Raw genomic sequence first — 26543 nt, 5'->3', positions numbered from 1 at the left:
GGGTGGCAAATTGAGGGGAGGGATATAAGGCACGCACCACCAGATAACAACCGTCAGCCCACTTTGCTCGTTGCCGCATCCCCATTCGGCAGGAAGAATTGGGGTCCGCTCCCCGTGCAGCCCGTCCGTCACCCCCGGTAGGGCTCTGCTGCGGCGTGCGCTCCCCCGAATTCCACCCCGCCCCCCGTGTGGGCGCGTAGCCGAAGGGAGGAACGTGACCTTCGGATTCGCTCCGTCCTCGGCGGCGCCCTTGTCGACGTCCGCGTCCGCCGCGTCCGCCAACCGTCTTCTCGAACCTGCGGAATGGGCCGCTGCAGGCATCCCCTTGCTGCGTGACCCGCGCGAGGTGGTCAGCGGGCTGCACGCACGCCATCGCCCCGAACCGACCACGGCGATCGTGGCGGTCTTCGACTCGGAGGAACGGCTGTGCGCCAGCGCGTCGTTCACGCGGCGTGCCACGCCCGCCGACGGCTGGATGTTCCGCAACGCCCTGCTGTCGCAGCTGCGCAGAGTGATCCCGCACGATCTGCGCCGCCGCACGCCGGTGCGCACCGCCGTGCTGCTCTACTGCCGCGAGGGCGACGGTCGTTGGACGGAGGAGGACGGCGCGTGGATGTGGGGTCTGCGTGACGCGTGCACCCTGCACGGGCTGCGGTGCGGGGCGTACATAACCCTGACCCGTGACGGGTGGCAGGTGCTGGGCGAGGGCCGGGGCGGCCGCCGCCCGAGTTCGGACTCGGCGCCGGAGTCCTTCACGCTGACGCAGGCTCCTGTCCCGCTGCCGCGCACCGGTGGCGCCATGTCGGAGGTCCTGCGGCGCGCCGCGGCGCGCTGAGCGGACCCGCACGACCGGTCGACACACGGGGGAAGTCGGCAGTGGCAAACGGGAACCATGCGGCGGTACCCGCTCGTTGTCCCGACGAGTCCGCCACCGGCGATCCCGGACACGGCGGCTGATCAGCCGCCGTGGGACGGGCACACCCCCGCCACGCCGGGTCCGACGGGACGGAAGCGCACGCCAACCAGCCAGCCACCAACCAGGGCACCAGCCACTCGCACGGCGGGCGGGCACGCGCCGATCGGGCGCACGGCACCAGCACACCGGTCACTTCGCGACGCGCCGCCCGGTCGCACGACGTCCGGACATGCCGAAGGGCCCACCGTGCCGATACTGCCCGCGCGGCTGCGTCGGTCACCGCGCGGTGAGCCCGAGCGTCCCGGATGTCTCCGGGGAGGCTCAGACCCCTGCGCCGAGCACCGCGTTGACCTTCTGCGGGTCGCCGCAGACGATCAGCAGGGCGCCGGCCCTGGCAAGCGCCAGAGGGAGGGCGGTGGCAGCGGTGGTGTCGGGTCCGCCGTTGACGGCGACGACGACCACGGGACGGGTCGCGGCTCGGCCCGCGGCGGCGGCGTCCAGGTAGAAGACGTCGTCACGCGCGTCGTGCTGCGCCCAGTAGGAGGGTTCGCCGAAGGACAGTTCGTGCGCGGCCCACGGGTGCGGCTCGCCGGTGGTGATCACCAGCAGGTCGCCGGGGGCACGGCCCGAGTCCAGCAGCAGGTCCACTGCTTCCTCGGCGGCGTCGAGGGCACCCTCGACCGACGCCGGGATCAGCTGGATCTGGGGGGTCGCCGGGCCCGGGGCGGGCGCGGCGGGAGCGGCCGGACCCGAGGGCCCAGGCTTGACCGTGGTCACGTCACGCGGTGTGCGTTGCACCGGAGGCGTGGGCCGCAGGGGGCCGGGGCGACCGGGACGCGGCGGAGCCGCGGGGCGCGGTCCGGGTACGGGGCGGGGGGTCGGCGCGGTACGGCCGGCGGCCGGGGTGGCGCGGGGACCCTGGGCACTCTCGTGAATCGGGGGCTCCTCGGGACTGAGAGGCATGAGCTGATGTTTATCAAACGTTGGTGCGCATCGCGCCAGGGGGTGGCACATCAATGCGAGCGGAGTGGTCAGAAGTCGAAGCCGAGCTGACCTTCGATCTCCGGAACACTCGCGTCCGCCCAGCTGCGGGCCTTCTTGAGGTGCCGCCACTGGGGCAGCGCATCAAGATACGCCCACGACAACCGGTGGTACGGGGTGGGGCCCCGCTCCTCCAGTGCGGCCTTGTGCACGGGTGAGGGATACCCGGCATTGTCCGCAAAACCGAAGTCTGCATGGTCGATGCCCAGTTCGGCCATCATTTTGTCGCGCTGAACCTTGGCGATCACCGAGGCCGCCGCGACGGCCACGCACGACCGGTCGCCCTTGATCACCGTGCGGACCCGCCAGGGGGCGCCGAGGTAGTCGTGCTTGCCGTCGAGGATCACCGCGTCGGGGCGGACCGGGAGGGCTTCCAGGGCGCGCACCGCGGCGAGCCGCAGAGCGGCCGTCATGCCCAGGTCGTCGATCTCCTCGTGCGAGGCGTGTCCGAGGGCGTAGGAGGTCACCCACTGCTGGAGTATGTCCGCGAGCGCGGTGCGCCGCTTGACGGTGAGCAGTTTGGAGTCCGTGAGTCCCTCGGGGGGCCGGCGCAGTCCGGTGACCGCCGCGCAGACGGTGACGGGGCCGGCCCAGGCGCCGCGCCCCACCTCGTCGACACCGGCAATGATCTTCGCCCCGGTCGTGGCGCGAAGGGAGCGCTCGACGGTGTGGGTGGGTGGTTCGTACGGCATGGCGACCTCAGAGTACGCCGCCGGAAGGACGGCGCGACACCCTGGCCCCCCTCCGGGGTCACCGGACGGTTCCCGCAGGCCGGGACGGGGCGGCGGGCCCCCGCTCTCAGGGACCGGTCGGCCGCAGCAGCGGCAGCATCAGCTGGTCGATCATCTCCTCGAGATCACCGTCGCTCCATTCGCTGGCGCACATCTTCGACCGGTACATCATCATCGCGGGGACGGCGTCGAAGACATAGCTGTTCGACGCGTCGCCGCGCACCTCGCCCCGCTCGATTCCACGGTTGATGATCTGTCGCAGCAGTCCGATGGTCGGCTCCACGACGCCCTTGAAGATCAGTCCATGGAAGCGTTCGGCCTGGATCGGGTCGCATTCGTGAATGATCGATCGGAGGGCGAGCCCGGGACGCGAGTACATCGCCTCGCGCGCCTGACGGCAGAGCGCCAGCAGGTCCTCGCGGACGCTTCCACGGTCGGGGGCGGCGTCCAGGCGCGGCAGTCCGGCCCGCAGCGCGTCGGCGACGAGGTCCTCCTTGGAGGGCCAGCGCCGGTAGACGGCGGCCTTGCCGGTCTGGGCGCCGGCGGCGACGCCTTCCATGGTGAGGCCGTTCCAGCCGACCGTGCCGAGCTGCTCCAGCGCGGCTTCCAGGATCGCGCGTTCGAGCACGGCACCACGCCGTCGTAGGGAGGCCGTCCGAGCGGGGGCGGCCGTCCAGTGCGAGGCAACCATCTTTGTTCTCCAGCGGAGCGGGGGAGCGGGGATTCTCCAGCGGCGGGCACGACGTGGGGCAGCGACACGACGTAGGGCAGCGAGGGGGAGTTGCCGTACGGCGAGAAGTCAAGTGAACGCTTGCGTTCCCTATGGGGGCTCACTACCGTTGACTCGGCAGTGAACGCGACCGTTCACTAACGCTCTTGTGGGGGACTCAAGGTGACAACCTCTCAGCTGATCAGGAACCAGAAACCCGGTGCGGCCCGCCGGGAGGGGCATCCCGGCATCGCGCTCACCGTCATCGCGGCCTGCCAACTCATGGTGGTCCTCGACGCGACGATTGTGAACATCGCTCTGCCGCACATTCAAGACGCGCTCAGTTTCAGCACCACCGACCTCACGTGGGTGGTCAGCGCCTACACCCTCACCTTCGGCGGCCTGCTGCTGCTCGGCGCCCGCGCGGGGGACATCCTGGGCCGCCGCCGGGTGTTCATGAGCGGCATCCTGCTCTTCACGTTCGCCTCGCTGCTCGGCGGACTCGCGCAGGAGCCCTGGCAGTTGCTGGCGGCGCGCGCCCTCCAGGGCGTGGGCGGGGCGATCGCGTCGCCCACCTCGCTGGCGCTCATCACCACCACGTTCCCCGAAGGCCCGGAACGCAACCGGGCGTTCGGCGTCTTCGCGGCGGTCTCGGCGGGCGGCGGCGCGATCGGACTCCTGGCCGGCGGGATGCTCACCGAGTGGCTCGACTGGCGCTGGGTGCTCTTCGTCAACGTGCCGATCGGCGTGCTGATCGCGGCCCTCACCCCGCTGTACATCAACGAGTCCGAACGGCACCCCGGGCGCTTCGACATCGCGGGGGCGATGACCTCGACGCTGGGCATGGCGTCCCTGGTGTACGGCTTCATCCGCGCCGCGGAACAGGGCTGGCGCGACGGGCTGACCCTCGGCTCCTTCGGCGCCGCACTCGTGCTGCTGCTGGCCTTCGCGTTCATCGAGATGCGGGCGAAGGAACCGATCACGCCGCTCAGGATGTTCGCCGACCGCAACCGCTCCGGCACGTACGTGATCATGCTGAGCCTCGCCGCGGCGATGTTCGGGATGTTCTTCTACATCGTGCTGTTCGTGCAGAACGTGCTGGGCTACAGCCCCATCAAGGCGGGGCTCGCCTTCCTGCCGGTGACGGTGGCGATCGCCGTCGGCGCGGGTCTGTCGCAGCGGTTCCTGCCGACGCTCGGCCCGAAGCCGTTCATGCTGACCGGCTCGGCGCTCGTGGTGGCCGGGCTGACCTGGCAGAGCTTCATCGACCCCGGCAGCTCCTACGTCGGCGGGGTCCTCGGGCCGATGTTGGTCTTCGGCTTCGGCATGGGGCTGAACTTCGTCACCGTCACGGTCACGGCCGTCTCCGGCGTCGCCCCGCACGAGGCAGGGGCCGCTTCCGGGCTCCTCAACGCCACGCAGCAGGTGGGTGGTTCGCTCGGTCTGTCCATCCTCACCACCGTGTTCGGCTCCGCCGCCGACGACGAGGCGCGCAAGCAGCTGCCGAAGTTCCTCGCCACGGGTTCGGCGGAACAGAAGGCCGCGTTCGCCAAGACGCATCAGCTGCCCGCGCCCTGGAGCCACGAGGTGCTCGCGCACGGCATCGCGACCGCGTTCGTCCCGGCCGCCGCGATGGCCGTGCTGGCGCTCGCCACCGCCTGGCTGGTGATCAAGGTGCGCCGCAGCGACCTGGAGGCACTGAGCGGCACCGCGGGAGCCGGGCTGGGCTGAGCGCAGAGGCCGGGACGGGGGACGGGATGCGCGACGGAACGGGGCCGCGGCCCCCACCCCACACGCGAGCGACCGCCTCCCACCGGCCGCGGCCCGCACGCCGCACCCCGGCAACCGCCCCCTACCGGCCGGCGGCCCCCGCGACCCACTCCGGCAGCTCCTCCGTCCGCGTGTCCCACTCGGGCGGCGGGGCGCCGGTCTCCGCGCCCGCGAGGACTCCGCCCACGATGGCGCAGGTGGTGTCCACGTCGCCGCCGACCTGGGCGGTCGTCCAGAACGCCGACTCGTAGTCGCCGAGGGCCCGCGCGGCGGACCACAGGGCGAACGGAACGGTGTCGTGGGCGGACGTACGACGGCCGCAGCCCAGGACGGCGGCGACGGTGGCCGCGTCGCCGTAGTCGAGCATGTCTCTGGCGCGGCGCAGGCCCTGGCCGACCGCGCTCCTCGGGACGAGGGCGATCACGCCGTCGAGGAGGGCTCCGGGCTTGGGCGGGCCGTCCGGCGCGGCGGCCAGCGCGGCGGCCGCGGCGACGGCCATGGCCCCGACGACGGCCTCGCGGTGCTGGTGGGTCGGGTAGGCGGAGATCTCCGCCTGGTGGGTCGCCTGCTCGGGGTCGTCCGCGTACCAGGCGCCCAGGGGGGCGATGCGCATGGCGGCGCCGTTGCCCCAGGAGCCCTGGCCGTTGAAGAGGGCCGCGGACAGTTCTCGCCAGTCGCCGCCCTCCCGCACGAGCCGCAGCAGCCGGTTCACGGCGGGGCCGTACCCGCGGTCGAAGTCGTGGTGGTGGGCGAAGGACAGCGCCAGGGCGTCCTGGTCGATGCGGTGGTGGGCGGCGAGCACGGCCACCACCGAGCAGGCCATCTCGGTGTCGTCCGTCCACTGCCAGGGGCCCTGCGGCAGCTCGCGCCGCTTGAGCAGCGGATAGTGCGCCGGGACGAAGAACTGCGAGCCGAGGGCGTCCCCCACCGCCAGTCCGCGCAGGCTGGCCAGGGCGCGCTCCAGGCGTCCTTCGTACGAGGAATGTGCGGTCATCGCCCTGCCACTCTATCCGGTGATCCGAAAGCTATCCGGTGATCCGAAAGTCATCCGGCAATTCCGCCCTTATCCGGTAATTCCGTACGGCTCGGGATCACACCATCGTTCAAACGGCCTGTTCAGCGTGTAGCGGTCGTCGTCCCCGAGAACGAGCATCCGCATCTCGGCGTTCCCGGGGTTCTGGAGCGATTCGAAGTCGGCGACCGTCCAGTGGAACCAGCGCATGCAGAACAGCCGCATGGCGAGGCCGTGGGTGACGAGCAGCACGTTCGGCGGGTGGTCGGGGGCCTCGAAGCTGCGGAAGAGGCTCTCGAGGAAGTTGCCGACGCGGTCGTAGACGTCGGCGCCGGACTCGCCCTGGGCGAAGCGGTAGAAGAAGTGGCCGTAGGCGTCGCGGTAGGCCTTCTGGAGGCGTACGTCGTCGCGGTCCTGCCAGTTTCCCCAGTCCTGCTCGCGCAGCCGGGGTTCCTCGCGGACGCGTATCAGGTCGGGGTCGAGGTGGAAGGCGCGGAGGGTCTCGTGGGTGCGGCGGTAGGGGGAGACGTAGACGCTCACCTGTTCCTGGCCGAACAACTCGCGCAGGGTCTTGCCGGTCTCCTCGGCCTGCTGCCAGCCGCGGTCGGTCAGTGCCAGTGCGTGGTCGGGCTCGCGCTCGTACACGGAGTCGTCAATGTTGCCCGTGGACTCGCCGTGCCGGACAAGGACGATGCGCCGTGGTCGTGCCATGCCAAAACCCTAGATCGGGTCGGGCCCGATCGAGCACTCGTACGGGCCTTATACAGTGCAGGTCACACAAATCTTGCACCTGAACCCCCGGTAACAGGCGGAGACCGCGCACCTCGGATACGACCGGGCGCCTCGGGCACGACCAGGCGCCGCGGGCACGACCGGGCGCTGCGGGCACGACCGGGCACCTCGGGTACGACCGCGCGCCTCCGTACTCCGCGCTCCTTCCGGAGGCAGACGCCGGCCGCACGTACCTGGGCGCCGGGGAGCCGGAGCCGGTCTCACACCGTCCAGGTCGGCTCCAGCTCGACTATGTCCCCTGTGAGGGCCGCGACGTCCGCCTCCGTCTGGGCGCGCAGCGCGAGCCGTTCCACCCGCTCGGTGCGGTACTTGCCGTGCTCGGAGAGCGAGTGCCACATCGACAGGACCATGAACTCGTGGCCCGGCGCCTCGGCGAACAGTCCGCGGATCATGCCCGGGGAGCCGGCCATCGCCGGGTTCCAGACCTTCTCCTGCATCAGGGTGAAGTGCTCGACGCGTTCCTCGTGGATGCGGCAGAGCGCCACACGGATGAGGTCGCTGTCGGTGAAGCGCGGCTCGAAGCCGGTCTTCACGTCGAAGCGGTACTCGAACAGCTTGACCTGGCTGTCCTTGAACGTGCCGGACTGCGCGGCGGCGAGCCGGTCGTGGGAACGCGCCATGAAGGAGTCGTAGAAGGCGCGGCTCTCCCAGAAGGCGAAGACGTGCGCCACCCCGGGCCGTCCGCGGCTCCAGCCCCCGCCCTGCCCGCGAAACCCAGGCTCCCCCAGAAGCCCCGCCCACTTCCGCTGCCCCCGCTCGAAACCGCGGCGGTCCACCACGGTGCAGCGAATCCACTTGACCAGCACCGCGCCATCGTACGGCCAGGCGCGTGGCCTCCGTCACGCTCCGGCGGGATGCGGTGCCGCGGACGGCCCGGTGGACGTGGCACGATGGATGAAGAGCCTTTGACCGTCCGGCAGTTGGCGCGAGGCGCACGGGGAAGGGGAGACGTGGTCGACGGCCTCAGCAAGGGGATCCGCAAGGTCGAGGTGGCGCTGAAGTGGGACCCCAGTCCGGCAGGACAGCCGCCCACCGATCTGGACATCGTGGCCGCAACATACACATCGGCCGATCCGTATGGGGCTCCGGTCTATGTGGTGCACTTCGACAGCCGTTCGCCCGACGGCACGATCTTCCTCAACCGGGACAGCAAGGACGGCAAGGGCTTCGGCTGGGACGAGGTCATGACGCTCGAACTGGACCGGCTCGACGAGCGGTACACGCGCGTGGTGGTCGGTGTCGTCATCCAGCAGCGGGACGCCGACCGTACGTTCGTCGGCGTGCTCAATCCGGCGGTGCGGGTGCGGGAGGGCTGGAACGTGCTCGCCGAGGACGACTTCGGCGCGGTCCTCGGCGCTACGGCGGCGACGGTGGCGGAGTTCGCCCGCGACGGCTCCGGGGGCTGGGCCCTCCGCCCCGGCGTGTACGGCTACGAGGACGATCCGGCACTCTTCACCCGGGTGATGGGCCGCGCCCGCCTCACCTGACCGCCCGACGGACCTGGCCGCGCGCCGGACCTGACCGCCCAACCGTTCCGACCGCCCGACCGTACTGACCGCCCTCCGGACCTGACGCCCGACGGACCCGCCGCCCGAGGGCCCCGACCGCCCGGCGCGGACGCTCACCCCGACCAGGGCGCGACGATCGCGAGGGTCTCCCCCAGTGCCTCCAGGACCGCCGTGCGGTGGGTGAGGTGCCGGAGGGGCTCCTCCGTGCCGCGGGTCCGCAGGCCGCGGTCGGCGACGACGTAGAGCATCCGCAGGGTGCGCATGGTGTTGGAGGCCCAGGCCGGGACGGGTCCCGGCTCGCCCGTGGCGAAGGCCCGCGCGACGGGCTCCAGCCAGCGCACGGACTGCTCCTCGGTGAGGTCGGGGCGGCTCAGGACGCGGGCGAGGGCGTAGGCGACCCGGTCGTCCTCCTGCGCGTCGAGGACATGGTCCGTGGGAGCGAGCAGGCGGGCGACGGCCGACTCGGCGAGCGGAACGGGGTCCTGGCCCGGCCGGCGGGCGAGCGCCGCCAGCAGGTCGGCGCCGTGCGCGACGGCGTGCACCCAGCCCAGTACGGGATCGTGGCCGCGCAGGTCGGTCTCCGCGGGGTACCAGTCGGCGAAGGCCCGCCACCACGGGTCCCGCCAGTCCCCCGCGTCGGCGATCCGCGCGAGGACCAGGGGCGCGAAGGCACGGGCCTGGACGGCGGGGTCCGCGAACAGCCCCGCGACCCGGTCCCCCAGCTCGCAGCGCTCCTGCGTCCGCATCCCCGGTATCCAGCGCACGGCGGCGAGATACGCCCCGTCGTCCCGCACCTGCGGATCAACCGCCCGCAGACCGTCGACGAGCCGCCCGAGCGCGACGTCCACCCCGCCTTGTTCCTCGATCCCACCGTCGTGCCACTGCGTCATGACCATGCCCGGAGGCTACGACGCCGGGCCGCCACCCGGGACGGAAAAGGCCCGGGAAGCGCCGCGAGGCGGGGAGACCTCGGTGAAGGTCTCCCCGCCTCGCGGGTCACTCGGTGGCCCTCAGGCCGTCGGATCAGCTGCAGCCGCTCGTGGAGCCGCAGCCCTCGCAGATGTAGCAGGAGCCGGCGCGCTGCATCTTGGTGCCGCAGGAGAAGCAGAGCGGGGCGTCGGCCTGGATGCCGAGCTGCATCTCGACCAGTTCGGCGCTGGTGTGGGCCTGCCGGGGGGCGGGCGGCGCCACGGTCTCGATCTCGGCCTTCGGGGTGGCGACGGCCTTCAGCTCCTGGGCACGCGGGGCGGACTGGGCCAGGCCCTCGACGTCCACCTCGTCGTCGGCGGGCTCGTACGAACCCGTCTCCAGGTGGCGCTGACGCTCCTCGGCGGAGTGGATGCCGAGCGCGGAGCGCGTCTCGAAGGGCAGGAAGTCCAGCGCCAGGCGGCGGAAGATGTAGTCGACGATCGACTGCGCCATCCGCACGTCCGGGTCGTCCGTCATGCCGGCCGGCTCGAAGCGCATGTTGGTGAACTTCGAGACGTACGTCTCCAGCGGCACGCCGTACTGGAGGCCGACGGAGACCGCGATGGAGAAGGCGTCCATCATGCCGGCGAGGGTGGAACCCTGCTTGGACATCTTCAGGAAGACCTCGCCGAGACCGTCGTCCGGGTAGGAGTTGGCGGTCATGTAGCCCTCGGCGCCGCCGACGGTGAAGGACGTGGTGATGCCGGGACGTCCCTTCGGGAGGCGCTTGCGGACCGGGCGGTACTCGACGACCTTCTCGACCGCGGTACGGATGGTGTCCTCGGCCTTGGCGGTCACCTCGGCCTTCTCCTTCTCCTTGGTCTTCGCGGAGAGGGGCTGGCCGACCTTGCAGTTGTCGCGGTAGATGGCGAGCGCCTTGACGCCCATCTTCCACGCCTCGAAGTAGACCTCCTCGACGTCCTCGACGGTCGCCGTCTCCGGCAGGTTGACCGTCTTGGAGAGGGCGCCGGAGATCCAGGGCTGGATCGCGGCCATCATGCGGACGTGGCCCATCGCGGAGATGGAGCGCTCGCCCATGGCGCAGTCGAACACCTCGTAGTGCTCGGGCTTGAGGCCGGGGGCGTCGATCACATTGCCGTGCTCGGCGATGTGGGCGACGATCGCCTCGATCTGCTCCTCCTGGTAGCCCAGGCGGCGCAGGGCCTGCGGGACGGTGCCGTTGACGATCTGCATCGAGCCGCCGCCGACCAGCTTCTTGAACTTGACCAGGGCGAGGTCGGGCTCGAGGCCGGTGGTGTCGCAGGACATCGCGAGACCGATGGTGCCGGTCGGCGCGATGACGGACGCCTGCGCGTTACGGAAACCGTTCTTCTCGCCGAGACGCTGCACGTCCTGCCAGGCCTCGGTGGCCGCGGCCCAGATCGGGGTGTCCAGGTCGTCCACGCGCACGGCCGCGGTGTTCGCGTCGGCGTGCTGCTTCATGACGCGGTTGTGCGCGGTGGCGTTGCGGGCGTAGCCGTCGTACGGGCCGACGACCGCGGCGAGGTCGGCGGAGCGCTTGTAGGCGGTGCCGGTCATCAGGGAGGTGATGGCACCGGCGAGGGCGCGGCCGCCGTCGGAGTCGTAGGCGTGGCCGGTCGCCATCAGCAGGGCGCCGAGGTTGGCGTAGCCGATGCCGAGCTGGCGGAAGGCGCGGGTGTTCTCGCCGATCTTCTCGGTCGGGAAGTCCGCGAAGCAGATGGAGATGTCCATCGCGGTGATGACGAGTTCGACGACCTTGGCGAAGCGCTCGGACTCGAAGGACTGGTGGCCCTTGCCGTCGTCCTTGAGGAACTTCATCAGGTTCAGCGACGCGAGGTTGCAGGACGTGTTGTCCAGGTGCATGTACTCGCTGCACGGGTTCGAGCCGTTGATACGGCCGGACTCCGGGCAGGTGTGCCACTGGTTGATGGTGTCGTCGTACTGGATGCCCGGGTCGGCGCACGCCCAGGCGGCCTCGGCCATCTTGCGGAAGAGGGACTTGGCGTCGACCTCCTCGATGACCTCGCCGGTCATCCGCGCGCGGAGGCCGAACTTCCCGCCCTGCTCGACGGCCTTCATGAACTCGTCGTTCACGCGGACCGAGTTGTTGGCGTTCTGGTACTGGACGGACGTGATGTCGTCGCCGCCCAGGTCCATGTCGAAGCCCGCGTCGCGCAGGGCGCGGATCTTCTCCTCCTCCTTCACCTTGGTCTCGATGAAGTTCTCGATGTCGGGGTGGTCGACGTCGAGGATGACCATCTTGGCCGCGCGGCGGGTGGCGCCACCGGACTTGATGGTGCCGGCGGAGGCGTCGGCGCCGCGCATGAAGGAGACCGGGCCGGAGGCGTTGCCGCCCGAGGAGAGCAGCTCCTTGGAGGAGCGGATGCGGGAGAGGTTCAGGCCGGCGCCGGAGCCGCCCTTGAAGATCATTCCCTCTTCCTTGTACCAGTCGAGGATCGACTCCATGGAGTCGTCGACGGACAGGATGAAGCACGCGGAGACCTGCTGCGGCTGCGGGGTGCCGACGTTGAACCAGACGGGGCTGTTGAAGCTGAAGATCTGGTGCAGGAGGGCGTACGCGAGCTCGTGCTCGAAGATCTCGGCGTCGGCGGGCGAGGCGAAGTACTTGTGGTCCTCGCCGGCCTTCCGGTACGTCTTCACGATGCGGTCGATCAGCTGACGGAGGCCGGTCTCGCGCTGCGGGGTGCCGACGGCACCCCGGAAGTACTTGCTGGTGACGATGTTGACCGCGTTCACCGACCAGAAGTCGGGGAACTCGACGCCGCGCTGCTCGAAGTTGACCGAGCCGTCGCGCCAGTTGGTCATGACGACGTCACGGCGCTCCCAGGCCACCTCGTCGTACGGGTGCACGCCGGGGGTGGTGTGGATGCGCTCGATGTGCAGTCCCTTGGCCGCCTTCGGGCCCTTGGCCCGGGAACTCCGTGCCGGACCGCTCGCCGTCTCTGTCATGCCGCCTCCCTGTACGGGCAAAAACGCCCTGAAGTGCCCCGTTGTTCCCGTGGCACGGTGTTCTGTCTGGTGCTGCGGGCACCCTCAACTGCCGCCCGCAACAGGTCTTCTCGTCCGCCGCCGCCCGGCCGGCTCCGGTGCCCACCGGCCCGGTTCCGGCCCGCTGGTCAGTCGGCGGCGTGGACGGGCTCGGGGACCTGCGCGGTCCTCCCGGGCCCGTGGTCCTCCCGGCTCCCCGCTCCCGCGTCGTCATCGTCCGCGGCGGGGTCCCGCGTCGCCTGTCGCAGCTCCGCGACGGCCGCCTCGAAGTCGTCGAGCGAGTCGAACGCCCGGTAGACGGAGGCGAAGCGCAGATAGGCGACCAGGTCGAGTTCCTGCAACGGGCCGAGTATGGCCAGGCCCACGTCGTGGGTGGTCAGCTCGGCGCTCCCGGTGGCCCGCACGGCCTCTTCGACCCGCTGGCCGAGCAGGGCGAGTGCGTCCTCGGTGACAGGCCGTCCCTGACATGCCTTGCGCACGCCATTGATGACCTTGGTACGGCTGAACGGTTCGGTGACCCCGGACCGCTTGACCACCATGAGCGAGCACGTCTCCACGGTCGTGAAACGACGGGAGCAGTCGGGGCACTGGCGGCGCCTGCGGATCGATGTGCCGTCGTCGGTCGTACGGCTGTCGACCACGCGGCTGTCGGGGTGCCTGCAGAAGGGGCAGTGCATGGGCTCCATCCCTCCTCACAGCAGACTCAATGGCCTCGCCGGACCTCTCGGGTCCCTCGAAGCAGCCTCAAGCATAGGCGATCCGAGGGACCGCGGAGACCCAGGGGGTCCAGCAAAAACACAACTTGTGGGCTGCTGTAGCCATCCAACCACTAGATGTGGGGATTGGTTCATACGGCGAGGCGACACCGCGTGTCGCGGGCCGCGAGGCCCCTCGGGACCTGCGGAGACCGGGGTCCGGGCGGATCCGGGGCCCGGATCCGGGCCCCCGCACCGCGCCGCCGGCCATCCCGTTTGCGACCGCCACGCGAGGCTTTGCCGACGCGCGCGAGGGTGCCGGACGGGCGCCACGCGAGATCGGACACACGCCGTCCCGGGCGGCCGCGAGCGGCGGGCCGCTACGCCCGCGGGCACACGCGTCGCCCCGCGCGCACGCGCGACGCGAGGGGGTCGCGGTGGCCCGCGACACGCCGAACACGCGAGTGCACGCGCAATGTCACACGCCACATACGGGGATAGCGTGGGCGCCGCACGGGGGAGCCGTGAGACTCCCGCGCAGAACCGCACCGACACCCGGCCGGCGGTGCGCCGGATGGCAGACTGAGGGCGATCCCCGAGGTCATCGCCCCGGCGGGGAAGCGTACAGCAATGGGCTGTTTTGCCCTCCCGCCAAATATGACGAAGCCCTACACCCGGAGCCGTGATCAAGTCAGCGGATCCACGTTTTTTCACTCGAACGTGTGTTTGGCGCAACCTTTCGAAAGCAACTACCGTTGTGCAGCAGGGAGACCATCGAGAGGGGCCGACGTGACCACCACCGCAGACAGTGCCATCATCACTGCCCAGGACCGCCCCCAGGGCCGACTCGAGCCGGTGCATGCGATGAACGAAGCCGCCAACCCCGAGACGCACAAGCGCTCCCTGCCAGGCCGACCTCCAGGCATCAGGGCGGACAGCTCGGGACTCACCGACCGGCAACGCCGGGTGATCGAGGTGATCCGCGACTCCGTCCAGCGGCGCGGCTACCCGCCGTCGATGCGGGAGATCGGACAGGCCGTCGGCCTCTCCAGCACCTCGTCCGTCGCGCACCAGCTGATGGCTCTCGAACGCAAGGGCTTCCTGCGCCGCGACCCGCACAGGCCCCGCGCCTACGAGGTGCGCGGTTCCGACCAGTCCGTGTCGGTGCAGCCCACGGACACCGCGGGCAAGCCGGCCGCGTCGTACGTCCCGCTCGTCGGCCGGATCGCCGCCGGTGGCCCGATCCTCGCCGAGGAGTCCGTCGAGGACGTGTTCCCGCTGCCCCGGCAGCTCGTCGGTGACGGTGAGCTGTTCGTGCTGAAGGTCGTCGGCGACTCGATGATCGAGGCCGCGATCTGCGACGGCGACTGGGTCACGGTCCGCCGTCAGCCCGTCGCCGAGAACGGCGACATCGTGGCCGCCATGCTGGAGGGCGAGGCCACCGTCAAGCGCTTCAAGCGCGAGGACGGCCATGTCTGGCTGCTCCCCCACAACTCGGCCTACGAGCCGATCCCGGGTGACGAGGCCACCATCCTCGGCAAGGTGGTGGCCGTCCTGCGCCGCGTCTGACGCGGCGCCACCGGGCGGGCACACCTCTCCCGCCCCCCTTGACCGGGCCCCGGAACCCCTGCGCCGGTTCCGGGGCCCTGCACGTGCCCAGGGGGCCCTGCGCCTGCACCGACTACTCGGGCTCCGCCTTCTCCGACTCCTGCCGCGTCTCGGACTCCTTCTGCTTCGCCGTCGCGTCGATCGCCGCCAGCGAGCGGCGGACCTGGTTGCGGTCCGTCGTGTACCAGAAGTCGGGCAGCGAGGCCTTCAGATAGCTGCCGTACCGGGCGGTGGCCAGCCGCTGATCCAGTACGGCGACCACGCCGCGGTCCCCCGTCGCCCGGACGAGGCGGCCCGCGCCCTGGGCCATGAGCAGCGCCGCATGGGTGGCCGCGACAGCCATGAACCCGTTGCCGCCCTTGTCCTCGACGTCCTTCTGGCGGGCGCTCATCAGCGGGTCGTCGGGGCGCGGGAAGGGGATCTTGTCCATGACGACCAGCTGGCAGCTGGGGCCGGGCACGTCGACGCCCTGCCACAGCGACAACGTGCCGAACAGACACGTCCGCGGGTCGGCGGCGAAGTTCTTGATCAGCTCACCGAGGGTCTCCTCGCCCTGGAGCAGGATCGGGAACTCGGGGATGCGCGTGCGCAGCTCCTCGGCGGCGAGCTGTGCGGCCCGCATCGACGAGAACAGCCCCAGCGTGCGACCGCCGGCGGCCTGGATCAGCTCCGTCAGCTCGTCCAGCATGTCGCCCCGGTCCCCGTCCCTGGCCGGCCGGGCAAGGTGTTTGGCGACGTAGAGGATGCCCTGCTTGCGGTAGTCGAAGGGGGAGCCGACGTCGACGCCCTTCCACTGCGGGGTGTCCTCGCCCTCCGTGCCCTCCGGTGCCAGGCCGAGGGACGCGCCGACGCCGTTGAAGTCGCCGCCCAGCTTCAGCGTCGCCGAGGTGAGGACGACGGAGCGGTCCGTGAAGAGCTTCTCGCGCAGCAGCCCGGACACCGACATCGGCGCGACCCGCAGGGACGCCCCGAACCGGTCGTGGCGCTCGTACCAGACGACGTCCCACTCGGAGCCGTTCACGATCCGCTCCGCCACGTCGTGCACCGTCTCGACGGAGGCGAGGGCCTGCTTGCGCACCGCGTCCTCGTCCTGCACGGACTTGTCACGGGTCGCGCCGATCCCGGAGATCACCGTGCGGGCCGCGTCGCGCAGCGCCGCGAGCGCGTAGCCGAGGTCCTCGGGGATCTCCTCGAGACGGCCCGGCAGGGCCAGCTCCATCAGCCGCTCGAAGCCTTCCGCGGCGGTCTGGAGCTGGTCGGCGGCCTTCTCGTTCACCAGCTTCGCCGCGCGCCGCACGGCCCGGTTGACCTGGCCAGGCGTGAGCTCGCCGGTGGCCACACCGGTGACCCGGGACACCAGCTCGTGCGCCTCGTCGACGATCAGCACCTCGTGCTGCGGGAGGACGGGGGCGCCTTCGATCGCGTCGATCGCGAGCAGCGCGTGGTTGGTGACGACGACCTCCGCGAGCTTGGCGCGCTCGCGGGCCATCTCGGCGAAGCACTCGGCGCCGTACGCGCACTTCGTCGCGCCCAGGCACTCGCGGGACGACACCGACACCTGCGCCCAGGCCCGGTCGGAGACGCCCGGCGTGAGGTCGTCGCGGTCGCCGCTCTCGGTCTCGTCCGACCAGTCCCGCAGCCGCAGCAGGTCCTGGCCCAGCTTGCTGGTGGGCGCGGCGGCCTCGAACTGGTCGAAGAGACCCTCCTCCTCGTCCTGTGGAACGCCCTCGTGGAGACGGTGCAGGCACAGGTAGTTCGATCTGCCCTTGAGCATCGCGAACTCCGGGCGGCGCCGCAGCAGCGGGTGCAGGGCGTCCACCGTGCGCGGCAGGTCGCGCTCCACCAGCTGGCGCTGGAGGGCGAGCGTCGCGGTCGCGACGACCACCCTCTCCCCGTGCGCGAGCGCCGGCACGAGATAGCCGAGCGACTTGCCGGTGCCAGTGCCGGCCTGGACGAGCAGATGTGCATCGCCGTCGATCGCCTCCGCGACGGCTTCGGCCATGGTCACCTGGCCGGGGCGCTCCGTACCGCCGACGGCGGTGACGGCGGCGTGCAGGAGTTCGGGGAGTGAGGGCTTCGTCATAGCCCGACCACCCTACGGCGCGGCACTGACATCCGGGTGATCACGCCCCCGTCCACGGGAGCGCGGGGGCGCCTTCCACGGGGGCGCGCGGCGGCGTTCTCGGGGCCCGCGCCGGTGTTCTCGGGGCGCGCGACCGTGCTCTCGGGGTGTGCGGCAGTGTTCTCACGGCACGTGGCGCCGTTGTCCGGGCACGTGGCCGGTGGTTCCCGGCGACAAAGGCGCCTGTTCACAGCACATCACGCAGGGCGCGGTCGCGGATCATGAGGGCGGCCCTGCGCGGGGGCAAGTCGATCTCGATCTCGGCGGCGAAGCGGAACCCTCCGGTCAGGAAGGCCGCGACGGAGGGGACGTTGCGCAGGTCGGGCTCCGCGACGACCCGGCTGCAGGCCGGGCGGCGGTCCAGCACCAGGTCGGCGACGGCCCGCAGCAGCGCGGAGCCCAGCCCCCGGCCCCGGTCCTCGGCCCCACCGAGAAGGAGGTGGAGGCCGGTGTCGTGGCGCCGGGCCGGGTAGTGGCGGGCCAACGGGTCGAGATCGGCCCGGTAGACCTCCCAGTAGCTCATCGGGGCGCCGTCGAGCAGCCCCAGGCAGGGGACGCTGCGGCCGTCGCCGTCCAGCTGGGCCTCCAGGTGCGCGGCGGTCCGCGACGGGGGGCCCGCCAGCTCCCAGAACTCCGCCACCGCGGGGTCGTTCATCCAGCGGGCCACGAGCGGGAGATCGCGGTGCGGCACCACGGGCACCAGCTGGAAGGCGCCGACGGGCGTCGCGACCGGGCCCCAGCCGGCGACGCCGTCCAGATGTTCGGCCGCGCGGGCGGAGCGGAGCGCGCCGCCGGTGTAAGTGTCGGTGTCGGCGTCGGCGTAGGTGTCGGCGTCGGCGTGCCGGACGCGGTCGCGGGAGGCGCGTCGGCCGCCGCGGCCGGGCGCGCCGGGCAGGCGCAGTTCCAGCGTGTCCTCGCTGGTGCCTCCGGGCCCGGAGGGGTCCGGCTCGACGGTGGCGGCACCGGCGTCGATGGGCGGCACGCGCGCTCCTCTCAGAAGGCGGGGTGGGGCAAGGTCCTCAATGCAGCGGGTTGGCGACGGTGACGTAGACGGACTGGGTGTCGACCGGGCCGACGAGCTCGTCGAGGCCGTGCAGCCGGGTCAGCAGGTTGGCCTTGCAGCGCAGGACGGGTGTGTCGAGCAGCCGCGCGGGCAGCGGGGACCGCATCCGGGCCGGGCCGGACGCGGCCTCGGTCAGGAAGCGGCGGAAGGCCGCGAGCAGCAGGCGTTCGTCGGCCAGCCGCTGCGACCCGAACGCGCCGATCAGGCCGAGGACGTTGTTGACGCCCAGGTAGTAGGCGAACCGCTCGTCGGTGACCTCGTCGGAGACGAAGGTGTCGCTGCGCTCGCCGATCCCGGACAGCCGGGCGTCGAGTTCGTCGCGGCGGGAGGTGCGGAAGTAGTAGCCCTGGTTGTCGCGGTAGCGGCCGCCCGCGGGCCAGCCGTCGGCGTCGAGCAGGAGCAGGGTGTTCTGCTGGTGCGCCTCCAGCGCGATGCCCGCCTCCCCGTCCAGCCACAGCACGGGGCGCACGACGTGTTCGAGGTAGCGCAGGAACCACTCGGCGGCGACCGCGCCTCGCGGGCGGCCGGTCCGGCCGGCGAGCCGCGTGACGACCCGCGCGAGCCGGGAGCCCGTCGTGCCGCCGGACAGGGGCCGCGGCGCGACGAGTCCGGCGACGCAGCTCACGTCGTCGGCGGGCGCGAAGGGGTGGTGCCGGATCATCACGTCGAGACCGGGAACGGGTGTGCCCGACCGGTCGTCGACGCCGAGCCAGGCGGGGTCGCGGACGATGTCGAAGTCCGGGTGCGCGGCCCGCCACTCCTCGGCCAGACCGGCCCGCAGCAGCCGGTGCACCTCGACGCCCCGGTGGAGTTCCTTGCGCAGGTTCTCGCGGCGGGAGTTGGTGATGCGCAGGCCCAGCGACAGCTTCAGCATGGCGGGCCCGCCAGGGCGGTAAACAGTGCGCACCGAGGAGGTGGGGTGCCAGGCCTCGCCGAACGCACCGAGGTCGCGCAGCAGTCCGGCGTCGAACAGCGCCCCGATCGCGGGGCGGTGGTGGATCTCGCGGGCCTGCCACGGGTGCAGCGGCAGCGCCGCCCAGCCGTCGGGGAGCGGCAGCCCGGCGCCGGCGAACCGGGCGGTGAGCAGCTCGGCGGGCACCGGCCGGCCACGCTCGGTCCAGGCGGAGTCGGCGGCCAGGACGGAGGGGGCGACGGCCAGCCAGTGCAGCGGGAAGGAGCCGCGCGTCTCGGGCGAGTACCGCGCCGTCTCGGCCTCCGAGAGACCCTCGCGGCTCTTGGGGGTGGGGTGGAAGGGATGCCCGAACACGAGGGCCTGCTCGGCGGCGAGGAAGCGGTCGGAGCGGGCGTCCGGGGCGGCGGCTGCCGGGACGGCACCGGGGACGGTGGGACGGCCCCCGGCCGCCACGGCACCGTCGCACCGAAGGCCGTCCCCCTCGGTTTCGTCGAACCACTCCCCCGGCTCCCGCCGCCGCTCGCGCAGGAACGCGGCCGTACGCCGGACCGAGTCGGCCACCCGCCCGACGAGATCCGTGGCCTCGCCGCCCGGATCGGCCCCGGCCGGCCGGCCCGGGGTCTCGCGGGCCAACAGCGCCGCGACCGTCACCGCGTCGGCGGGCGGCGCGCCCTCGGCGAGGCGGGGCGCGCCGAAGCGGTGACAGCCCGTCGGGGACCAGTACCGCACCGGCACCAGCAGGGCGGTCCGGCTGGCGGGCAGCGGTACCCGCAGGATGCCGTCGACGGGCGCGGTGCGGCCGGTCTCCCGCACCCAGCAGCGCAGCAGGCTCTCCACGGCCGCGGCCTCGGCGGCGACACGCGGGTCCGGATGGTCCAGGAGATCCAGGACGTGCATCGGATCCAGAAAGCCGGACGGCCGCACGCCGTCGGCGGTCCGCGATCCGTCCGCGGCTCGCACGCCGTCCGCGATCCGCGATCCGTCCGCGGCTCGCACGCCGTCCGCGGTCCGCGCGTCCGGCACCGCCGTGCGTTCACGCGCGGGCTCTCGCTCCGGCTCCCGCTCACGCTGCGGGGGAACCGTCTCGGTCCGCGGGAGGGCGCTGTCGCTCCGCGGGGTGGCAGGGCTGTCGTTCAAGGGTGGTCCTAGTCGGTGATCAGTTCGGTCGAGCGGGTACGGCGGCGGACCGGCCGGTTGCCGGTCGCTCCCGGGCCACCTCCGCCACCGCGTCGGTGAGCCGGTCCAGTACGGCCGCGGTCTGTTCGTCGCTGATGGTCAGCGGCGGCAGCAGCCGTACGACGCTTGCGTGGCGGCCGCCGAGTTCGACGATCAGGCCGCGGCGCAGGCAGGCACGCTGGACGGCGGCGGCGGTTTCGGGGGCGGCGGGCCGGGGCGGCCGCTGGGACCACGCGTCGGCGGCCTCCGCCGCGGAACCGGGCGCCACCCTGTCCAGCTCGAAGCCGGGCACCATTCCGCCCGCCCCGAAACCCAGGACGCTCCCGGCGGCCCTCAGACCCAGCCCAGCCACGTCCACGTCCACGTCCACGTCCACGCCCGCACCCGTGCCCAAGCCGAGCGCAGCCCCCTCGTACATCACCGGGTCCGCCACCGAATCCGCCCCGAAGTCCGCCCCCGACACGAACTCCACCCCCAGCATCAGCCCCCGCCCCCGCACCTCCCCCACGCACGCGAACTGGGCCAGATCGGACCGGAGTCGGCGCAGCATCCGCGCGCCCAGGTCCGCCGCCCGCTCGGCGAGCCGGTGCTCGCGGACGTACGCCAGCGTGGCCGTCCCCGCCGCCATGGCGAGCTGGTTGCCGCGGAACGTGCCCGCGTGGGCGCCGGGTTGCCAGACGTCGAGGTCCTCGTGGTAGACGACCACGGCGAGCGGGAGGCTGCCGCCGATGGCCTTGGACACGACCATCACGTCGGGGGTCACCCCGCTGTGCTCGACCGCCCAGAACGCGCCCGTGCGCCCGACGCCGGTCTGGACCTCGTCGGCGATCAACGGGATCGAACGGGCCGCGGTGATCTGCCGCATACGGCGCAGCCAGGCGTCCGGCGCGGGCAGGACGCCGCCCTCGCCCTGGACGGGTTCGAGGATCATCCCGGCGGGCTGCGGGACGCCGGACTTGGGGTCGTCGAGGAGCGATTCCGTCCAGCGGGCGGCGAGTTCGGCGCCGCGCGGGCCGCCGACGCCGAACGGGCAGCGGTAGTCCTGCGGGTACGGCAGCCGCGCGACCCGTACCTCGCTCGCCCCGCCCGAGGCTTCGAGCGCCCCCGCGGTCATGCCGTGGTAGGCCCCGGTGAAGGCGAGGACGCCGCTGCGGCCGGTGGCGGCGCGGACGAGTTTGAGCGCGGCCTCGACCGCGTCGGTGCCGGCCGGCCCGCAGAACTGGACGCGCGCGTGGGCGGCGAGACCGGCGGGCAGGGTGCGGAACAGCTCGGTGGTGAAGGCGTCCTTGACGGGGGTCGCGAGGTCGAGGACGTGCAGCGGGGCGCCGGAGTCGAGGACCCCGCGGATCGCCTCCAGGACGACCGGGTGGTTGTGGCCGAGGGCGAGCGTCCCGGCGCCGGAGAGGCAGTCGAGGTAACGGCGGCCGTCGGCGCCTTCGATGGTGAGACCGCGGGCCCGCACGGGGACGATCGGCAGGGCGCGCGCATAGGTGCGGGCCGCCGATTCGCGCGCCGACTGCCGTCGCAGGATCCCCTCGTGCGCGCCCCGCGCCGCTCCTGCCACGGCGGCCTCCGCCTCCGCCTGCACTGTTCCCACCGGCTCGGTCACGGCCACGGCTTCCTGTTCTCCCTTCCGCTGCGGGCGAGTCGATGTCTCGCGGGCCCGGGCGGAACGCCGTCTCGCGTCGTCGGTCGAGTCGGCGCCCCGTGTCCCTCGGGCACCGGGTCCAGGCACGGACAGCGGACCCCCCACCGCTACCAACACCGCACGGCGCACGGGGTTACGGGTCGCACCAAGATCCTTGCCGTGACGGAACCGTTGCCGTTCCGTCGGCAGTCCCCCACAGCGAGCACATAGTGTGTGATGCCGTTCCGGGACCCGTGGCGGCGCCAAGGCCGTCAGGAACACCGGGACTTCCGGCGCCGCTCTCACAACCGTCTTCACAGCAGGGGGAATCAAGACCATGCGATCCATACGGCCGTCCACCGCCGCTCGGCGCGGGAGGAGTGCCTCCCGCCGAACCTCCCCCGTGCTGGCGGCCGTCGCCCTCGCCTCCGCGCTGGCGCTGACCACCACCGCGTGCCAGTCGAACGACACCAAGGCGGACGGTCAGGCGTCCGCCTCCGCCTCCGCGTCCTCCGGCGACGGCAAGATCCAGATCCCCGACGACATCAAGAACAAGCTCAAGGAACACGGGATCGATCTGGACAAGTGGAAGCACGGCGCCTGGAAGAACTGGGACAAGGACGACTGGCTGCGCGAGGCGAACGACTTCGTCAACCCGATCATCAAGGGCCTGTGGAACACGGACCGGATGCGCAAGGCCGACGACCCGGACAAGGCCGTCGCCAACGACATCGCCGGTGACCAGGGCGTGACCGACCCGACGCCGGCCCCGGTGCGGGCGCAGACCGTAGCGGCGCCGTACCACCAGAACGCCGCGACCTCGGGGAAGGTGTTCTTCGACTCCCCGCAGGGCACGATGGTCTGCTCGGCGACGGTCGTGGAGGACCCGGCGCATCCGGGCAAGTCCAACCTCATCTGGACGGCCGGTCACTGCGTGCACGCGGGCAAGGACGGCGGCTGGTACCGCAACATCGCCTTCGTGCCGTCGTACAACAACGCGGCCGCGTCGTCGGACCAGTTGCAGGGTGCCACCCGGGACCAGGTCGCGCCGTACGGCGTGTGGTGGGCGGACTGGGCGCAGACCTCGCAGCAGTGGATCCAGCAGGGCGGCGAGACCGGCGGCGCCGGTGCCTCGTACGACTACGCCGTCATCCATGTCACCCCGGAGCAGGGCGGCAGCGGCAAGTCCCTGGAGGAGACGGTCGGTTCGGCGCTGAAGGTGAACTTCGACGCCCCGGCGGTGCCGAAGGTGCAGAGCATCACCGCGAAGGGCTACCCGGCGGCGCCGCCGTACGACGGGCAGAAGCTGTACCAGTGCCAGGACAAGCCGGGGCGGCTGTCGCTGAACACGGGCGACCCGACGATGTACCGCATCGGCTGCACCATGACCGGCGGCTCCTCGGGCGGCGGCTGGACGGAGACCGGCGCGGACGGCAAGCCGGAGCTGGTGTCCAACACCTCGATCGGCCCGGTGACCTCGGGGTGGCTCGCGGGCCCGCGTCTGGGTGACGTGGCCAAGGGCGTCTACGACTCGGTCAGCAAGAAGTTCGCCGGGCAGTAGCCGCACGGCGTACACGCGCAGGCCCTCCTCCCGCGTCGAGCGGGAGGAGGGCCTGCGCGTTCGAGCGGGGTGCGGTCCGCTCCGGGTCTCCCGGGCTCAGAGCGCCGGGGCCGGGACGTACGGCGCGAGGTCCGCGGCCAGCTCGGCGTGGACCCGGACCTTCAGCAGGGTGCCCTCCGCGGTGTGCTCCTCGGAGATCACCTCGCCCTCGGTGTGGGCGCGCGCGACCAGCTTGCCGTGGGTGTACGGCACCAGCGCCTCGATCTCGACCGACGGCCGCGGCAGCTCGTTGTCGATGAGCGCGAGCAGCTCGTCGATGCCGAGCCCCGTGCGGGCGGAGACGGCGATCGAGCGCTTCTCGTTCCGCATGAGCCGCTGGAGCACGAGCGGATCGGCCGCGTCCGCCTTGTTGATCACCACGATCTCCGGCACCTCGGTGGCGCCGACGTCGCGGATCACCTCGCGCACGGCGAGCAGCTGCTCCTCCGGGGTCGGGTGCGAGCCGTCCACCACGTGCAGGATCAGGTCGGAGTCGCCGACCTCCTCCATGGTGGAGCGGAACGCCTCGACCAGGTGGTGCGGCAGATGCCGGACGAAGCCGACGGTGTCCGCCAGCGTGTACAGCCGGCCGCTCGGGGTCTCGGCCCGGCGCACGGTCGGGTCCAGGGTCGCGAACAGCGCGTTCTCGACCAGGACGCCCGCGCCGGTGAGACGGTTGAGCAGGGAGGACTTGCCGGCGTTGGTGTATCCGGCGATGGCGACCGAGGGCACCTTGTGGCGCTTGCGCTCCTGGCGCTTGATCTCGCGGCCGGTCTTCATCTCCGCGATCTCCCGGCGCATCTTCGCCATCTTCTCGCGGATCCGGCGCCGGTCCGTCTCGATCTTGGTCTCACCGGGGCCACGGGTGGCGAGGCCGCCGCCCTTGCCGCCGCCCATCTGCCGGGACATCGACTGACCCCAGCCGCGCAGCCTCGGCAGCATGTACTGCATCTGCGCGAGCGCGACCTGCGCCTTGCCCTCTCGGGACTTCGCGTGCTGGGCGAAGATGTCGAGGATCAGGGCCGTACGGTCGATGACCTTGACCTTGACGACGTCCTCGAGGTGGATCAGCTGGCCGGGGCTCAGCTCACCGTCGCAGACGACGGTGTCCGCGCCGCTCTCGACGACGATGTCGCGCAGCTCCAGCGCCTTGCCGGAGCCGATGTAGGTGGCGGCGTCCGGCTTGTCGCGGCGCTGGATGACGCCGTCGAGGACCAGCGCGCCCGCGGTCTCCGCGAGGGCGGCGAGCTCCGCGAGGGAGTTGTCCGCGTCCTGAGCGGTCCCGGTGGTCCAGACGCCGACGAGCACCACGCGCTCCAGGCGGAGCTGACGGTACTCGACCTCGGTGACGTCCTCGAGCTCGGTGGACAGGCCGGCGACGCGGCGCAGGGCCGCGCGCTCGGAGCGGTCGAACTGGTCGCCGTCGCGCTCTCCGTCGATCTCGTGGCTCCAGGCGACGTCCTCTTCCATCAGGGCATCGGCCTTGAGACCGTCGCGGTAGGACTGCGCGAGGCGCTGGCTCGCCTGGGAAGAGGAAGAAGAGGAGGTCATTGGGTCCTTACGTCGATGAGGATGCCGTCCGGCGGGTCCGGGACCGGAGGTTCACCGGCCGACCTGTACAACGCGCGAGTGCCCCGGGAGATTCCCGGCGTACCGTGCCGCGCCGACCCCACGATGGTCGCACGGCACGGCCCGCCACGTCACCGTGTTATCCAGGGGCGGAACCGGCTCCCTGCGACAGGCCCCGCTCCCGCCGTCAGCGGGTCGGCCGCTTCGGCGCCGGCGCCGTCTTCCAGTCCGGGTGGCCGGGCATCGGAGGGGTCTTCGCGCCGTAGAGCCACGCCTTGAAGAACCCGCTCAGGTCGCGTCCGGTGAGGTCCGAGGCGAGCTGCTCGAAGTCGGCCGTGCTCGCCGTTCCGTCCTCGTGGTCGGCGACCCAGAGCCGCTCCAGGCGTTCGAAGGCGTGCGTGCCGATCTCCTGGCGGAGCGCGTAGAGGACGAGCGCGGCGCCGTCGTAGACGCTGGGGCGGAAGATGCTGATCTTCTGGCCGGGGGTGGGGAGCTTGGGCGCGGCCGGGGGGCCGCCGGCGGCGCGCCAGGCGTCGGAGGCGCTGTAGGCGGCCTTCATCCGCTTCTCCATGGGCCGCTTCGCCTTCTCTTGTGCGTACAGCTCCTCGTACCAGGTGGCGTGTCCCTCGTTGAGCCACACGTCCGACCAGCTGCGCGGGCTGACGCTGTCGCCGAACCACTGGTGGGACAGCTCGTGCACCATGATCGACTCGATGTACCACTTGGGGTACGCGGGCTCGGTGAACAGGTCCTTCTCGAAGAGCGAGAGCGTCTGCGTCTCGAGTTCGAAGCCGGTGGACGCCTGCGCCATGAGGACGCCGTAGGTCTCGAAGGGGAAGCGGCCGACCTTGCTCTCCAGCCACGCGATCTGGTCCGGCGTCTTGGCCAGCCAGGGTTCGAGCGCCTTGCGGTCCTTCGCCGGTACGACGTCGCGGATGGGCAGGCCGTGCGGCCCCGTGCGGTGCAGCACGGCGGACCTGCCGATGGAGACCTGGGTCAGCTCGGTGGCCATGGGGTGCTCGACGCGGTAGGTCCAGGTCGTGTTCCCGGCCGCCCGTTCCCTGGCGACGGGGAGCCCGTTGGCGACGACGGTGTAGGCGTCGGGCGCGGTCACCCGGATGGTGAACATCGCCTTGTCCGACGGGTGGTCGTTGCACGGGTACACCAGGTGCGCGGCGTCGGCCTGGTCGGCCATGGCGAGCCCGTCCACCGTGCGCACCCAGCCGCCGTCCTGGTGTTCGGCGGGCACGGGGTCGCTGGTGTGCCGCACGGTGATCCGCGTCCAGGTACCGGCGGACAGCGGCGTCTCCGGCGTGACCACCAGGTCTTCCCCCGCGCGCGTGAACGCGGCGGGGCGTCCGTCGACGTCGACGGACTGCACGGTCCCGTGCGCGAAGTCGAGATTCAGCCGGTCCAGGTCGCTCGTGGTCACCGCGCGGATGGTGGTGACGGCCTGGAGCGGCTTGCTGTTGCTGCCCGTGTAGGTGAAGTCGAGGTGGTACGACGCCACGTCGTAGCCCGGGTTGCCGAGGTGCGGGAAGAGGCGGTCGCCGATGCCGAGCGGGGCCGGGGGCGCGCTCGCGCCGAGCAGGCACAGGGCGGCGGCGGAGGCGACGAGACCGGCCGCCAGACGACGCCCGCGCGGGCGCGGGTGGGGGCGGGTCGTACGGAGACGGGGCTGGTGGGCGCCGGTGCGCGGTGTGAGCGGCATGGGTCACCGCTATCAGCGCG

General features: G+C 71.9%; 20 protein-coding genes. 5 read left to right on the top strand and 15 right to left on the bottom strand.

What is annotated here, in order from left to right:
• The first annotated feature begins 214 nt into the window (after positions 1 to 214).
• Positions 215 to 835, top strand: a complete 621-nt coding sequence (locus tag WN71_RS27745) for a hypothetical protein (RefSeq protein WP_046591634.1) — start codon at positions 215 to 217, stop codon at positions 833 to 835.
• Between the two features lie 402 nt (positions 836 to 1237).
• Here WN71_RS27745 and WN71_RS27740 read toward each other — a convergent pair whose 3' ends face one another.
• From WN71_RS27740 to WN71_RS27730, 3 genes are all read right to left on the bottom strand, one after another.
• On the bottom strand, positions 1238 to 1879 hold the full coding sequence (locus WN71_RS27740; protein ID WP_079178160.1) for a hypothetical protein: 642 nt from the start codon (positions 1877 to 1879) through the stop codon (positions 1238 to 1240).
• Between the two features lie 68 nt (positions 1880 to 1947).
• Complete coding sequence (locus WN71_RS27735; protein WP_046591632.1) at positions 1948 to 2649, bottom strand: ribonuclease HII; 702 nt, start codon at positions 2647 to 2649, stop codon at positions 1948 to 1950.
• 106 nt (positions 2650 to 2755) lie between these two features.
• Positions 2756 to 3379 (bottom strand): TetR/AcrR family transcriptional regulator, encoded by a 624-nt coding sequence (locus tag WN71_RS27730; protein WP_046591631.1) that lies wholly within the window; start codon positions 3377 to 3379, stop codon positions 2756 to 2758.
• A gap of 201 nt (positions 3380 to 3580) precedes the next feature.
• On the opposite strand from WN71_RS27730, the gene WN71_RS27725 reads away from it, so the two are divergent.
• Positions 3581 to 5128: an MFS transporter gene (locus WN71_RS27725; RefSeq protein ID WP_079178159.1), complete on the top strand. Its 1548-nt coding sequence runs from the start codon at positions 3581 to 3583 to the stop codon at positions 5126 to 5128.
• A gap of 121 nt (positions 5129 to 5249) precedes the next feature.
• Here the strand turns inward: WN71_RS27725 and WN71_RS27720 are convergent, their stop codons facing one another.
• From WN71_RS27720 to WN71_RS27710, 3 genes are all read right to left on the bottom strand, one after another.
• The gene (locus tag WN71_RS27720) at positions 5250 to 6161 is read right to left on the bottom strand and encodes an ADP-ribosylglycohydrolase family protein (RefSeq protein WP_046591630.1); all 912 of its coding nucleotides are present in this window, start codon (positions 6159 to 6161) and stop codon (positions 5250 to 5252) included.
• A 69-nt stretch (positions 6162 to 6230) separates the two neighbouring features.
• Positions 6231 to 6890, bottom strand: a complete 660-nt coding sequence (locus WN71_RS27715; RefSeq protein WP_046591629.1) for a histidine phosphatase family protein — start codon at positions 6888 to 6890, stop codon at positions 6231 to 6233.
• Positions 6891 to 7171: 281 nt separating this feature from the next.
• Positions 7172 to 7777 (bottom strand): YdbC family protein, encoded by a 606-nt coding sequence (locus tag WN71_RS27710; protein ID WP_046591628.1) that lies wholly within the window; start codon positions 7775 to 7777, stop codon positions 7172 to 7174.
• A gap of 144 nt (positions 7778 to 7921) precedes the next feature.
• Here WN71_RS27710 and WN71_RS27705 point away from each other — a divergent pair, with 144 nt between their 5' ends.
• Positions 7922 to 8458: a TerD family protein gene (locus WN71_RS27705; protein ID WP_046591627.1), complete on the top strand. Its 537-nt coding sequence runs from the start codon at positions 7922 to 7924 to the stop codon at positions 8456 to 8458.
• A 134-nt stretch (positions 8459 to 8592) separates the two neighbouring features.
• Here the strand turns inward: WN71_RS27705 and WN71_RS27700 are convergent, their stop codons facing one another.
• The 3 genes from WN71_RS27700 to nrdR form a co-directional block, all read right to left on the bottom strand.
• Positions 8593 to 9375: a DUF2785 domain-containing protein gene (locus WN71_RS27700; RefSeq protein ID WP_046591626.1), complete on the bottom strand. Its 783-nt coding sequence runs from the start codon at positions 9373 to 9375 to the stop codon at positions 8593 to 8595.
• 127 nt (positions 9376 to 9502) lie between these two features.
• Positions 9503 to 12400 (bottom strand): vitamin B12-dependent ribonucleotide reductase, encoded by a 2898-nt coding sequence (locus WN71_RS27695; protein ID WP_046591625.1) that lies wholly within the window; start codon positions 12398 to 12400, stop codon positions 9503 to 9505.
• Positions 12401 to 12567: 167 nt separating this feature from the next.
• The gene (gene nrdR / locus WN71_RS27690; protein ID WP_046591647.1) at positions 12568 to 13116 is read right to left on the bottom strand and encodes a transcriptional regulator NrdR; all 549 of its coding nucleotides are present in this window, start codon (positions 13114 to 13116) and stop codon (positions 12568 to 12570) included.
• A gap of 807 nt (positions 13117 to 13923) precedes the next feature.
• On the opposite strand from nrdR, the gene lexA reads away from it, so the two are divergent.
• On the top strand, positions 13924 to 14703 hold the full coding sequence (gene lexA, locus WN71_RS27685) for a transcriptional repressor LexA (protein WP_046591624.1): 780 nt from the start codon (positions 13924 to 13926) through the stop codon (positions 14701 to 14703).
• Between the two features lie 112 nt (positions 14704 to 14815).
• Here lexA and WN71_RS27680 read toward each other — a convergent pair whose 3' ends face one another.
• The 4 genes from WN71_RS27680 to WN71_RS27665 all read right to left on the bottom strand — a co-directional run bounded on the left by WN71_RS27680 (position 14816) and on the right by WN71_RS27665 (position 21631).
• A complete protein-coding gene (locus tag WN71_RS27680; RefSeq protein ID WP_046591623.1) occupies positions 14816 to 16825 on the bottom strand; it encodes an ATP-dependent DNA helicase in 2010 nt (669 codons plus the stop codon).
• 226 nt (positions 16826 to 17051) lie between these two features.
• Positions 17052 to 17846, bottom strand: coding sequence for a GNAT family N-acetyltransferase (locus WN71_RS27675; RefSeq protein ID WP_046591622.1), 795 nt, complete (start codon positions 17844 to 17846; stop codon positions 17052 to 17054).
• A gap of 37 nt (positions 17847 to 17883) precedes the next feature.
• Complete coding sequence (locus WN71_RS27670) at positions 17884 to 19737, bottom strand: IucA/IucC family protein (protein WP_046591646.1); 1854 nt, start codon at positions 19735 to 19737, stop codon at positions 17884 to 17886.
• Between the two features lie 259 nt (positions 19738 to 19996).
• On the bottom strand, positions 19997 to 21631 hold the full coding sequence (locus WN71_RS27665; protein WP_079178157.1) for a diaminobutyrate--2-oxoglutarate transaminase family protein: 1635 nt from the start codon (positions 21629 to 21631) through the stop codon (positions 19997 to 19999).
• Between the two features lie 349 nt (positions 21632 to 21980).
• Here WN71_RS27665 and WN71_RS27660 point away from each other — a divergent pair, with 349 nt between their 5' ends.
• A complete protein-coding gene (locus tag WN71_RS27660) occupies positions 21981 to 23204 on the top strand; it encodes a trypsin-like serine peptidase (protein ID WP_046591621.1) in 1224 nt (407 codons plus the stop codon).
• Positions 23205 to 23300: 96 nt separating this feature from the next.
• Here the strand turns inward: WN71_RS27660 and hflX are convergent, their stop codons facing one another.
• Together hflX and WN71_RS27650 are read right to left on the bottom strand one after the other, a co-directional pair.
• Positions 23301 to 24794, bottom strand: coding sequence for a GTPase HflX (gene hflX, locus WN71_RS27655; RefSeq protein ID WP_046591620.1), 1494 nt, complete (start codon positions 24792 to 24794; stop codon positions 23301 to 23303).
• Between the two features lie 205 nt (positions 24795 to 24999).
• Positions 25000 to 26523, bottom strand: coding sequence for a M1 family metallopeptidase (locus WN71_RS27650; protein ID WP_046591619.1), 1524 nt, complete (start codon positions 26521 to 26523; stop codon positions 25000 to 25002).
• Between the last annotated feature and the right edge of the window lie 20 nt (positions 26524 to 26543).

Origin of the sequence: Streptomyces mangrovisoli, from assembly GCF_000974985.2 — a bacterium.
GTDB classification, from domain to species: domain Bacteria; phylum Actinomycetota; class Actinomycetes; order Streptomycetales; family Streptomycetaceae; genus Streptomyces; species Streptomyces mangrovisoli.
This window is presented reverse-complemented; position numbering and strand designations above follow the sequence as displayed.